Origin of the sequence: Glaciihabitans sp. UYNi722 (assembly GCF_040549465.1) — a bacterium.
Taxonomy (GTDB): domain Bacteria; phylum Actinomycetota; class Actinomycetes; order Actinomycetales; family Microbacteriaceae; genus Lacisediminihabitans.
In genome coordinates, this window is record NZ_JBEPTL010000007.1 from 105837 (window position 1) to 118031 (window position 12195).

Annotated in this window: 10 protein-coding genes and 1 pseudogene; 6 read left to right on the plus strand and 5 right to left on the minus strand. The window is 65.4% G+C overall.

Going from position 1 to position 12195, the window contains the following annotated elements:
• Positions 1–41: 41 nt before the first annotated feature.
• The 4 genes from ABIB56_RS07250 to ABIB56_RS07265 form a co-directional block, all read right to left on the minus strand.
• Complete coding sequence (locus ABIB56_RS07250) at positions 42–893, minus strand: ABC transporter permease subunit (protein WP_354568439.1); 852 nt, start codon at positions 891–893, stop codon at positions 42–44.
• Positions 890–1819, minus strand: a complete 930-nt coding sequence (locus ABIB56_RS07255; protein ID WP_354568440.1) for an ABC transporter ATP-binding protein — start codon at positions 1817–1819, stop codon at positions 890–892. The genes ABIB56_RS07250 and ABIB56_RS07255 overlap by 4 nt, the downstream gene beginning before the upstream one ends.
• A gap of 102 nt (positions 1820–1921) precedes the next feature.
• On the minus strand, positions 1922–4468 hold the full coding sequence (gene pepN, locus ABIB56_RS07260; RefSeq protein ID WP_354568442.1) for an aminopeptidase N: 2547 nt from the start codon (positions 4466–4468) through the stop codon (positions 1922–1924).
• 100 nt (positions 4469–4568) lie between these two features.
• Positions 4569–5216, minus strand: coding sequence for a hypothetical protein (locus tag ABIB56_RS07265; RefSeq protein WP_354568444.1), 648 nt, complete (start codon positions 5214–5216; stop codon positions 4569–4571).
• A 224-nt stretch (positions 5217–5440) separates the two neighbouring features.
• On the opposite strand from ABIB56_RS07265, the pseudogene ABIB56_RS07270 reads away from it, so the two are divergent.
• The 6 genes and pseudogenes from ABIB56_RS07270 to ABIB56_RS07295 all read left to right on the plus strand — a co-directional run bounded on the left by ABIB56_RS07270 (position 5441) and on the right by ABIB56_RS07295 (position 11564).
• Positions 5441–6864 (plus strand): annotated as a pseudogene (locus tag ABIB56_RS07270) (NAD(P)/FAD-dependent oxidoreductase).
• Positions 6865–7300: 436 nt separating this feature from the next.
• A complete protein-coding gene (locus ABIB56_RS07275; protein ID WP_354568446.1) occupies positions 7301–7945 on the plus strand; it encodes a DinB family protein in 645 nt (214 codons plus the stop codon).
• Positions 7946–7993: 48 nt separating this feature from the next.
• Positions 7994–8479, plus strand: a complete 486-nt coding sequence (locus ABIB56_RS07280) for a ribose-5-phosphate isomerase (RefSeq protein ID WP_354568448.1) — start codon at positions 7994–7996, stop codon at positions 8477–8479.
• Between the two features lie 9 nt (positions 8480–8488).
• A complete protein-coding gene (locus ABIB56_RS07285) occupies positions 8489–9466 on the plus strand; it encodes an Fpg/Nei family DNA glycosylase (protein WP_354568449.1) in 978 nt (325 codons plus the stop codon).
• Entirely contained in the window at positions 9463–10092 is a 630-nt protein-coding gene (locus ABIB56_RS07290; RefSeq protein WP_354568450.1) for an FMN-binding negative transcriptional regulator, read from the plus strand. The genes ABIB56_RS07285 and ABIB56_RS07290 overlap by 4 nt, the downstream gene beginning before the upstream one ends.
• Positions 10089–11564 (plus strand): amidohydrolase, encoded by a 1476-nt coding sequence (locus ABIB56_RS07295; protein ID WP_354568451.1) that lies wholly within the window; start codon positions 10089–10091, stop codon positions 11562–11564. The genes ABIB56_RS07290 and ABIB56_RS07295 overlap by 4 nt, the downstream gene beginning before the upstream one ends.
• A 51-nt stretch (positions 11565–11615) precedes the next feature.
• On the opposite strand, the gene ABIB56_RS07300 is transcribed toward ABIB56_RS07295, so the two are convergent.
• Positions 11616–12104 (minus strand): Dps family protein, encoded by a 489-nt coding sequence (locus tag ABIB56_RS07300; protein WP_354568452.1) that lies wholly within the window; start codon positions 12102–12104, stop codon positions 11616–11618.
• Between the last annotated feature and the right edge of the window lie 91 nt (positions 12105–12195).

Consider the following 12195-nt stretch of genomic DNA (forward strand, 5'->3'; position numbering starts at 1 on the left):
GGCTGAAGGAACGGTCAGCGCGGTGGTGGCGAAAGCCGGAACTAGGCGTCCCGTCGCTTCAGCAGCACGGATGCCATGGTGAACAGCACCGCGACCCAGGCGACGAGTACGAGCCCGCCCTGCCACGGCTCGAGGGTGATGACACCGGATGCCGGGGCCTGGGCTACGGCATCCGTCACGTAGGTGTACATCCGGCTTCCCGCATTGCTCGGCAGGAAGGTCGAGATGTTCTGCACCCACTCGGCATGCGTCAGGCCGGCCAGGATATTCAGCACAACCGGCACGACCAGAATCAGGCCGAGCGAGGTTGCAATACCACCGGCACTGTTGCGGATGATGCCGCCGATACCGAGGGCGAGCATCGCGATGAGCGCGAGGTAAGCCGCCGCGCCCACCAGAGCCAGCAGATAGGCGGAATCGCCAAAGTCGGGATGCACTCCGACGGCGGGCAGTAGCGGCGCCGTGATGAGCGCGGTCACAGCGATGGAGACGAGCCCGACGACGAAAGTCGTCAGGCCCACGACCAGCACCTTCGCCACCAGGGCGGGTGTGCGCTTGGGAACAGCGGTGAGAGTGGAGCGGATCATGCCGGTGCCGTATTCACCGGTGATCGTGAGTGCCCCGAGCACGGCGCTCACCAGCTGGCCGAATGAAATACCGAGGGTCGCGGCGGTGAGCGCGGTGCTCTGCTGCATCTCATGACTGAGCGCGCCGTCACTCGGCTGTCCTGCGATCGCAACCAGCAGGCCAAGAGCGATGTTGATCACGACGATGATCGCGTAGCACCAGAGCGTCGAGCGCAGGCTGAACAGCTTGATCCACTCGGAACGCAGGAGGCCGCCGAAGGTCAGGCGGGTGGCCGGGGGTGCGCGGTGCGCGGTGAGGGTGCTCATCTGGTTACTCCTTCGGTGACAGTTCCGCCGGCGTGGTATTCGACTTCGTCCTGAGTGAGGGCCATGTAAGCCTCTTCCAGCGAACCGACAGCCGGGGTTAGTTCGTGCAGCACGATGCCGTTGCTCGCGGCGAGTTCTCCGATGCGAGGGGCTGGCAGCCCGTTGACCTCGAGCAGATCGTGCTCACTGCTGGTCACCGTCACCTCGGGGGTGGAAAGTAATTCGGTGAATCGCACGGCGTCGGGGGTGCGCACTCGCACAGCGGTGCCGGTGGACATCGCCACGATGTCGCCGACCGGCGCGTCGGCGATGACCCGGCCGCGGCCGAGCACGATGATCTGGTCGGCCGTCTGGGCCATCTCGCTCATCAGGTGCGAGGAGAGAAAGACTGTGCGGCCTTCCGCGGCCAGGTGTTTGACCAGGTTGCGTACCCAGACGACACCTTCGGGGTCGAGGCCGTTGACCGGCTCGTCGAGGATGAGCGTGGCCGGGTCGCCGAGGAGGGCCGCGGCGATTCCGAGACGCTGTCCCATGCCCAGCGAGAAGCCGCCGACCCGCTTGCGTGCTACCGGTTCGAGACCGGTGAGGGCAATGACCTCGTTGACGCGCTTCCTGCCGATGCCGTGGGTCGCGCCGACGGCGAGCAGGTGGTTGAAGGCGCTGCGGCCGGTGTGCACGGCCTTCGCGTCCAGCAGAACGCCGACCTCGTGCAGTGGTGCGCGGTGGTCGGCATAGCGTTTACCGTTTACCGTCACCGACCCGGACGACGGCCTGTCGAGGCCGACGATCAACCGCATCGTCGTCGACTTGCCTGCACCATTCGGGCCGAGGAACCCGGTGACGAGTCCCGGACGTACCGTGAAGCTCACCCCGTCCACGGCGTTTTTGGCTCCATAGCGCTTGCGGAGCTCGTGTGCTTCGATCACGAAATTATCCTCATGCCACAAGCCTAGGCGGGCAGTTCCACCCACGAATCATCCCTGCGGGGGATATCCGGAACGATCCGGTCCTCTCAGGTCGGCGCGGATCTATTCGTCCCTGGCCTGCACCCGCAGCGCGCGCTCGATGCCGGCGAGGTTCTCGATCACCAGGCGACGAAGCGCGGGTACCGCATCCTGGTTGGTGTCGAGCCAGGCCTTCGTCGCCGTGACGAGAGCCTCCGACGCCAGCGGGGATGGGAACATCAGCTCCACGAAGTATTCGGCGATCTTGAACGAGCGGTTCGCCCACATGTCGTTGATCGCCGCGAAGTACGGCTCGACCAGCGGTTCGAACACGCTTGCGTCGTTGGTGTGCAGGTAGCCGATCGTGGTCTGCCGAACGATGGCATTCGGCAGGTCATCCGAACCGACGAGCGAGTCGAACGCCGCACGCTTGCCCTCGACGGTCGGGATAGTGGCCCTGGCCCTGGCGGCGGCCTGCTGGCCGTTGGACGTGTTGTCTTTCGCGAGGGCGGCGTCGATGTCGGAACCGGATGCCGCGCCCGCAAGCACGAGTCCTTCGAGCAACTCCCAGCCGAGGTCGGTGTCGATCTCGAGACCGGCCAGCGGCGACGAACCGTCGATCAGGCTCTGGAGGGCGGCGACATGCGCGTCGGTCGACGCGATGCCGGCGAAGAATTTCACGAACTGGAACTGCGCGTCCGTGCCGGCGGTCGCGCCCTGTGCGAGTTCCCACAGGGCGTCGCCGACCGCACGGATGGTGTCGGTGCGCTTCGCCGGTGCGACATAGACACGTGCGACGGTGGTCAACTGGCTGAGCGTGGTGCGGATGGTGGTCGACTCGGTCTCGCTCGCGATGTTGCCGAGCACCAGACGCACGTAGTCGCTCGCCTTCGCCTCGGCATCGCGGGTGGCGTCCCAGACGGCACCCCAGACGATGGACCGCGCGAGCGGGTTGTCGATGTCCTTCAGATGCTCGATCGCCACGGCGAGCGACTGCTCGTCCAGGCGGATTTTCGCATAGGCGAGGTCGTCGTCGTTGAGCAGCACAAGAGCAGGTTTGGCGAGGCCGACGAGAGCCGCAACATCCGTGCGCTCGCCATCCACGTCGAGCTCTTCCCGGTGAGTGCGCACGAGCTTGCCGTCCACGAAGTCGTAGAGCCCGACCGCGAGACGGTGCGGGCGGATGGTCGGGTAGTCGGCAGCGGCCGTCTGCACGATGGTGAAGGAGGTGATCGCGCCCGCGGCATCCGTCTCGATGGCCGGGGTCAGCGTGTTGACGCCCGCTGTCTCCAGCCATTTTTTCGACCAGTCGCTGAGGCTGCGGCCGCTGGTCACTTCGAGCTCGGCAAGCAGGTCGGAGAGCTCGGTATTGCCGTGGTGGTGCTTCTGGAAGTACGCGGCGACACCGGCGAAGAAGGCCTCCTCGCCGACCCACGCGACGAGCTGCTTGAGCACAGAACCGCCCTTGGCGTAGGTGATGCCGTCGAAGTTCACCTGCACGTCTTCGAGGTCGTTGATGGTGGCCACGACCGGGTGCGTGGACGGCAACTGGTCCTGGCGGTAGGCCCAGCTCTTCTCCATCGCCTGGAAGGTGGTCCAGGCCTCGGTCCACTCGGTGGCGTTGGCCGTCGCCATGGTCGACGCCCACTCGGCGAAAGACTCGTTCAGCCAGAGATCGTTCCACCACTTCATCGTCACCAGGTCGCCGAACCACATGTGGGCAAGCTCGTGGGTGATGGTGACAACGCGACGTTCCTTGATCGCGTCGGTCACCTTGGAGCGGAAGACGTAGGTCTCGGTGAAGGTGATCGCGCCGGCGTTCTCCATCGCCCCGGCGTTGAACTCCGGTACGAAGAGCTGGTCGTACTTGGCGAAGGGATATGGGTAGTCGAACTTCTCCTCGTAGTAGGCGAAGCCCTGCCGGGTCTTCTCGAAGATGTAGTCGGCGTCGACGTACTCGCTGAGCGACTTACGGGAGAAGATGCCGAGCGGGATGACGCGACCGCTCGAACTGGTGAGCTCGCTGCGGATGACCGCGTACGGTCCCGCGATCAGCGCGGTGACGTAGGAGGAGAGCACCGGGGTCGGCTCGAAACTCCAGGTCGCGGAGTCGGTGCCTTCGACAGGCTGAGGAACCGGAGTGGGGGAGTTGCTCACCATCTCCCAGGCGGCGGACGCCGTCACGGTGAAGGTGAAGGTCGCCTTGAGATCGGGCTGCTCGAACACGGCGAAGACGCGGCGGGAGTCTGGAACCTCGAACTGCGTGTACAGGTAAACCTCGTTGTCGACCGGGTCGACGAAGCGGTGCAGGCCCTCGCCGGTGTTGGTGTACTCGGCGTCGGCGACGACGGTGAGCACGTTCTGTTCGGCGAGACCGTCGAGCTGGATGCGCACGTTGTCGCTGACCGCGGCCGGGTCGAGCTCTGCGCCATTGAGATTCACCGAGTGGACGGTACGGGTGAGCGCATCGATGAAAGTGGAGGCCCCTGCTGTGGCGGAGAAGGTCACGACAGTTGTGCTGCGGAACACCTCGCTGCCGGTGGTGAGGTCGAGCGTGATGTCGTAGCTGGCGACATCGACGAGAGCCTTACGCTCCTGTGCTTCGATACGGGTGAGGTTCTCTCCTGGCACTGGTGTGCTCCTTCTGCGTCGACGGATCGTGTCCGACAGCCAGCCTAACGGGACGGCCCAGCGTCTGGATGGAGAGGGTCAGCGGCCGACGGAACGGTCGTTACACAGATTGCATGGTTCGTGCGTGAGCGGTGACGCGGGGCTGCAGGTCGTCGATCGCGACGGTCAGGAGCCGCCGCATCCTGGCATCCGCATCGGGTACGCAGGCCTCGGCGATACCGACCACGGAGGTGCGGATGATGGCTTCGCAGAGCCGCACGACGGATCGCGGGTTGAGCGGCCCGACCGAGGACACGTACTGTCTTGCCCACTTGGCGGAGTCGGGCACAGCGGCGAGCGCCTCACTCACCAGTGCGCTGGCCGCAACGAGGGGAGTGCCTTCGAGCAGTTCCTCGCAGCGGATCAAGCCCGCGGCGAGCGCGTGCTGGCGGCTCGCGCTCGCGATCGCGATAGCCTCGCTGGCAGCTCGTACGGCGACGAGCACATCCGTGTCGTCATCGCCGAGCTGTCCGATCACCGAGGGAATGAGTGTCGCGAGTTCACCACGCGCTGCGTTCGACGTACAGTCGTTGACCGCCCTGGCCAGTGCGCCGAGTGCCGGATGGGTGCAGGTCGGATGGTCGCTCCACTTCTCCCCGGCGAGCACAGAGGCGTATTCCATGAAGCAGGCGCCGCGCCTGGCGCTGTGGTGTTTGCCTCGCGAGAGCACAGGCATGAGGTCCGGGGGACTGGTTCTCGTCGGGGACATTTCTTCCTCCCACTGCTCGCGCTCTGCGTCATACCAGTTTCCTCCCAGTTGGCCCGCGAATCCAGAGCTGGAAAGGAATAGTCCATCGGTCTATCCTCGTTTTTCGCGCAGTTTTCGAGTTGAAGCGGTCACGCACCCGCGACCCGCAGTTCGACTGAGGGTGTTTCGATCGGTTTTATGCACGGCTCACAGCACCGGCTCCCAGGGAAAGCTAATCTGAACGGGTGGCCAGCACCGTCTTCGAACGCTCAGTACCCGACCCCCGCCTCGTCATCGATTCGCTGACGGATGCCCGCCTCACTCCGTTCTGGCTCGACGACCTGCGTGCACCGACTCGCTTCCCGCGCTACCGGGGTACCGCCGGCTTCGACGTCGTCGTCGTCGGCGCCGGATACACCGGCCTTGGACCGCGCTGCAGGCCAAGGAGCGCGATCCGGGCCTTCGCGTTGCCGTGCTCGAAGGGAAGACCGTCGGCTGGGCGGCGTCCGGGCGCAACGGAGGATTCTGCGAGGCCACTCTCACGCACGGGGCATCCAACGGGATCACCCGGTTCCCTGATGAAATCGAGCAACTCGACAGGCTCGGCCTGCGGAACCTCGACGAGATCGAGGCCACGGTGGCACGACTGGGCCTCGACTGCGACTTCGAGCGCACCGGTTCCCTCGCGGTCGCGGTGGAGGAGTACCAGCTGCAGGAATTGAAGGACGCCCACGACGGCAACGGCGAGATCTATTTCGATGGCGCGGGCATCCGGAAGCTCCTTGATTCTCCGACCTATCTCGGCGGGCTGTGGAGCAAGAACGGCACGGCGATGATCCATCCCGCGAAGCTCGCCATGGAGCTCGCCCGCGCCTGCGTGGAGGCCGGGGTTGAGATCTTCGAGCGCTCGCCGGTCCGCGGCATCGACAGCGAGCTGCCGAGCGGTCCCGTCACGCTCATCACCGAGGGCGGCTTCGCTCACGCCGACAGGGTGGCGCTGGCCACCAACGCCTTCCCCTCGCTGCTGAAGCGCTATCGGCTGCACACCGTACCGGTCTACGACTATGTACTCATGACCGAGCCGCTCACGGATGCCCAGCTCGCCTCGATCGGATGGGGCGGGCGCCAGGGCGTCGCCGACACTGCCAACCAGTTTCACTACTACCGCCTGAGCGCCGACAATCGTATTCTCTGGGGCGGCTATGACGCGGTCTACCACTACGGGGGCCGCATCCGCCCCGCCTATGAGGATCGACCGGAGACCTTCCGTCGACTCGCAAGCCACTTCTTCACCACGTTCCCCCAGCTCGAGGGGCTGCGTTTCAGCCATCGCTGGGCCGGTGTGATCGACACCAGCAGCCGATTCTGCGCGTTCTTCGGCCGCGCGCGCCAGGGCCGCGTCGCCTCTGCGGCCGGATTCACCGGGCTCGGGGTCGCGGCCACCAGGTTCGCCGCGAACGTGATGCTCGACTACCTCTCCGGGGAGAGTACAGAGCTCACCTCGCTCGAGATGGTGAGTTCGCTGCCGCTGCCCTTCCCACCGGAGCCGGCAGCCTACGCAGGCGTGCAGGCGACCAAGTGGGCGCTCGACCGGGCCGACCACAATCGCGGTCGGCGCAACGCGCTGCTGAAATCGCTGGATGCTGTCGGCCTCGGCTTCGACTCCTGAGCTTTCGGCCGGTCGGGTGTCTTTGGCCACCGGTTTCCTCCGCTCGGCTTCCTTGGCTGTTGTCCCAGTTCTGCTATCCCGCCAGTCGGCTTCCCGCCCACCTTCCCGGCTGCCTTTCCCGGCCCGCCTTTCCCGGCCCGTGAACCTTCGCAGCCCGTGAACCTTCGCAACCTCACCAACAGGACGGATGCCACCCCGCTGCGCCGCAGCTCCTGTTCACGGGCTCACGAGGGGTATCCGTCCTGTTGACCGGCTGATCGGAAGTCGGTTCCGGCACGCGTTCCGGCACGGTTGACTGCCACTCGTCCCTACCATCCATCCGCTTGCCAACAGGACGGATGGCGCCCGGTGCCATCGCATGTCCTGTTCACGGGCCCAAGACGGGCGTCTGTCCTGTTGACGGGCTGGGGACCGGCGGGCCGAGGACGGAGGACGGATGACGGAGGACGGCAGACGGCAGACGGATGCGGATGTCGCCGCCCGCTGCTACGGTGCCCACATGAAACAACGAGACCTCTTCCTGATGGCCGATGCAGCGCTGCGCGATGTCATCGACATGATCGACCTCGACCAGCTCAGCCTTCCTGCTCCTCCGGAATGGTCGCGCACAGAGAACCCGACGCTGCGCGACATCGTCGCTGCCCACGCCTATGACGAGGCCTGGGTACCCGACGTGCTTGCCGGGCGCACGGCAGACCAGGTCGGCACGCGCCACGACGGCGACCTGCTCGGCGACGATCCGATCGAGAGCTACGACGCGATCAATGATGCGGCCACAGAAGCGGTGACTCGGGACCTCGAATCCGCTGCGATCGTGCACCTCAGCTACGGGGACTTCAGCCTCGCCGAATACCTCGAGCACGTCACCATCTACCGGGCATTCCAGGCCTGGTCGATCGCGAAACTCGTGGGGCTCGACTACTCACTGCCGGATCCTCTCGTCGACGGTCTCTGGGAGCAGCTCCTTCCCAATCTGGAGGACTGGCGCGCCATGGGGGTGTTCGGCCCTGAGGTCGAGGTGCCGGCCGGATCCGACCGAGAGGTGCAGCTGTTGGGCAAGACGGGGTACTGGGTGCCCTGATCGACTGTGCCCCGGAGAGCTCCCGGCTAGCGCGCTAAATTGGAGACCATGCGCATCCACATCGCGACGGACCATGCCGGCCTCGAGTTCAGCGAAGACCTGCAGTCCCATCTGCGGGCAGCCGGCCATGAAGTCATCGACCACGGACCGAAGGTCTACGACGCCGTCGACGATTATCCGAGCTTCTGCATCAACGCGGCCCGTGCCGTGGTCGCGGATCAGAAGGCAGGAGTCGAGGCCCTCGGCATCGTCTTTGGCGGCTCGGGAAACGGCGAGCAGATTGCAGCTAATAAGGTACTCGGCGCTCGTGCCGCTCTCGTCTGGAATGTCTCGACAGCGCTGCTCGCGCGCCAGCACAACGACGCGAACCTGATCTCGATCGGCGCACGCCAGCACACCGTCGACGAGGCGAAGCTCTTCATCGACACCTTCATCAACGAGCCGTTCTCGGGCGAGGAGCGTCACGCCCGTCGCATCGCCCAGCTTGCAGAGTACGAAGCGACCGGAGCTATCGCCGGGCACGAGATCGACTAAGGGCGAGTCGTGCCAGAGGGTCATTCCGTCCATCGCATCGCCCGCCAGTTCGCGCTGCACTTCGTGGGACACAAAGTCGCAGTGTCATCGCCACAGGGCCGGTTCGCCGAGGGTGCAGCGCGAATCGACGGCCTCGAGATGACGGATGCCCGTGCCGTCGGCAAGCAGATGTTCCTCGAGTTCGATCACTCGTTGTGGTTGTGCGTGCACCTCGGACTCTACGGAGCCTGGGATTTCGCCGGCGACATCACCGCGGATGCGACCACGGCGTCCTCGAACGGCCGCATGGGTCAGACCAACCAACGAGGCACGATCCTCGATCGCGACGCCGCCGAGGACTCCGCTGCGAGCATCGGCGCCCCGCGTCGCACGCGGCTGCGGATGTCCGAGCAGGAGAAGCTCGAAACGCCCATCGAGAGCTTCCCTCCGGAGCCGATCGGAGCGGTGCGGGTGAGACTGCTCACCGACGATGCTGTGGCCGACCTCCGTGGCCCGACCAAGTGCATCGTGCAGACACCCGACGAGGTGGATGCCGCGATCGGTAAGCTCGGACCGGATCCGCTTGTCGACGATAGCAAAGCCGCGGAGGAACGTTTCGTCAGCACGGTGCTCAAGAAGTCGACGCCTATCGCCCTGTTGCTGATGGACCAGAACGTCATCAGCGGAATCGGCAATGTCTACCGCGCCGAGATGCTTTTCCGTGCACGCCTCAACCCGCACACACCGGGCAAGGACCTATCGGTGAAGACAGTTCGTGCGCTCTGGCATGACTGGGGTTACCTGCTCGGCGTCGGCGTGAAGACCGGCCAGATGCTCACCATGGACGATCTCGACGACGAGTCCTACCGCAAAGCGCTCGCCCATCGCGATGACCGGCACTGGGTATATCACCGCACCGGACTACCATGCAGGGTCTGCGGCACGCACATCCTCATGGAGGAGTTGGGCGGCCGCAAGCTCTACTGGTGCCCGAAGGACCAGGCATGAGGCGCACGCCGAGCTACCTCCTCGAGGACGAGGCCGAGGTCAAGCGACTCATCCGCGAGAATCCGTGGGCGACGATCGTGTCCAACACGGATGCCGGGCTGGTGGCATCGCACTACCCCGTTGTGCTCGAAGAGGGTGCCGACGGTATCAGCATCGTCAGCCACGTCGGCCGGCCCGACGAGCAGCTGCACGAGCTCGGGCAGCACGAGGTGCTGGTGATCATCCAGGGTCCGCACGGTTACATCTCTCCTGGCTGGTATGACGCCAATCCGGCGGTACCCACTTGGAATCACGTCACCGCACACCTCTACGGAACGCCGGAGATTCTCAGCGACGAGGAAAACTACCGTGTTCTCGGTGACCTCGTCGACTTCTTCGAGAACCGGATGCCGGAGCCTCGTCGTCTCGAACACAACGAGGAATACGCCCGACGTATCGTCAAGGGAACCGCCGGTTTTCGCCTGCGCGTCACCCGATTCGACGCTCGGCTGAAGCTCAGCCAGACCAAGTCGCCGGAGGTCGTCGCGACCATCATCGACGAACTCGAGCACGGTGAGAACTACGCCCAGCCTGCCCTTGCCCGTGAGATGCGCCGGGTGCACGAAGGAAACGATTCGGTGCAGTGACATCGACGCTGTTGCGCGACGCCCGCCTGGTCGGAGGCCCAGATCGGCCGCAGGATGTTCTCGTCGCCGACGGGGTCGTCACGGCGATTGCCGACTCACTCCAGCCGGGAACCAGCGAGGTCGTAGAACTCGACGGGCGCTACCTCGGCCCAGGGCTCTGGGATCACCACGTCCACTTCAGCCAGTGGGCACTGGTGAGCCAGCGTCTCGACATCTCTGCTGCAACTTCCGCCGCCGAGGCCGCGGGGATGATCGCGACCCACCTGCTGAGCCAGCCGGACAAAGCAGTGCAGCTGGTCGGGTTCGGTTTTCGCGACGCACTCTGGCCGGATGCCCCCCACCGCAGTCTCCTCGACGCCGTCGCGCCCGCCGTGCCGGTGGTGCTGATGAGCGGTGACCTGCACTGCGTCTGGCTCAACTCCGTCGCGCTCACGTTGTTCGGCCACCCATACCACTCGACCGGAGTGCTGCGAGAACAGGACGCCTTCGCGGTCAACACAGCACTGAGCACGATCCCGGACGACCTGCTCGACCGCTGGGTCGACGAAGCGGCGACCGCCGCCGCAGCAAGGGGAGTGGTCGGCATCGTCGACCTGGAGATGTCGCTCACCCTCGACTCCTGGACGAGGAGGGTAGCAGCGGGAACCGGTCGACTGCGGGTCGACTGCGGTGTGTATCCCGAAGACCTGGAGGCAGTGATCGCCCGCGGGTTGAGAACCGGCGATGCGCTGCCCGGTACGGATGGCCTCATCCGGATGGGTCCGTTCAAGATCATCATCGATGGTTCGCTCAACACCCGCACTGCGGCGTGCCACGATCCGTTCTCGGGCTTCGAACACGATCCGAATCCGAATGGACTGCTCGCCTATGAGTTCGATGAACTCGTCGCCTACCTTCGCCGCGCATCATCGAACGGAATTGTTCCTGCCGTGCACGCCATCGGCGACCTCGCCAACCAGCTCGCCCTCGATGCTTTCGAGGCGGCCGGTGTCGGCGGAGGGATCGAGCACGCACAGCTCATCGCCGTGACCGACTTCGCCCGTTTCGCCTCCCTCGGCGTCACCGCGAGCGTGCAGCCGGAGCACGCCATGGACGACCGCGACATCGCTGACCTGCTCTGGGCAGGCCGCACCGATCGCGCCTTCGCTTTCGCGAGCCTCGTCGAGGCCGGAGTGACGCTCCACTTCGGGTCGGATGCGCCCGTAGCCCCGCTTGATCCGTGGGTCACGATGGCGGCGGCGCTCAGCCGCAGTCGCGACGGGCGGGAGTCGTGGCATCCGGAGCAGCGAACGGATGCGCGAACGTCGTATGCCGCCTCCACCGACGGCCGGACTGCAGTTGCCGTCGGTGACGTCGCCGACCTCGTGGTGACCGAGCTGGATCCGCTCATCGCAAGCGATGTCCAGCTGCGGTCGATGCCGGTGTTCGCGACCATGCTCGGCGGCGAATGGACGTTTCGTTTGCTGCGTTAACGACGGATGCCGCCCCGGCGAATCGGGGCGGCATCCGTGCTGCTGAGTGGGTTACTTCTCGCTGATGTGGGCGAAGAGGAACCAGCGGTCCTTCTCGAGGCCCCGAGCGATCTCGATCGCGACGTCCTGGCTCACCGGGTCGAGCGCCGCGAGTTCTTCAACGGCCGTGCGCACGGTGGCGAGCGCGGCATCGATGTGAGCGATGATCTCGGCGATCACGATGTCAGAAGGCTGGAAGCCGGGCGTGAGTTGCGGGGTCGTGGCCTTCGCGGCGACCGTCTGTACACGCACATCGAGCGGGAGGCCGAGGGCGACGACCCGCTCTGCGGCGGTGTCGGCGTAGTCATGAGCGTGGTCGACCACAGAATCCAGCAGCTCGTGCACTGCCTGGAAGTTGGCGCCACGAACATGCCAGTGTGCCTGCTTGCCGTCGACGGCGAGGGCGGTGAGGTCGATGACCACCAGCCCGAGGAATTGGGCGACACCAGACGTCACGTCAGGGTCGATCGCGCTTGTCGGAACTGTCTGCGTTTCGGTCATTTTTCTGCTGCCTTTCGGTTCTGCGTAGTTCAACGCTAGCCAGGCCTCCCTATTCCGCAAGCAAGCTGAGGCTCTGCTAACACCGCTGCGG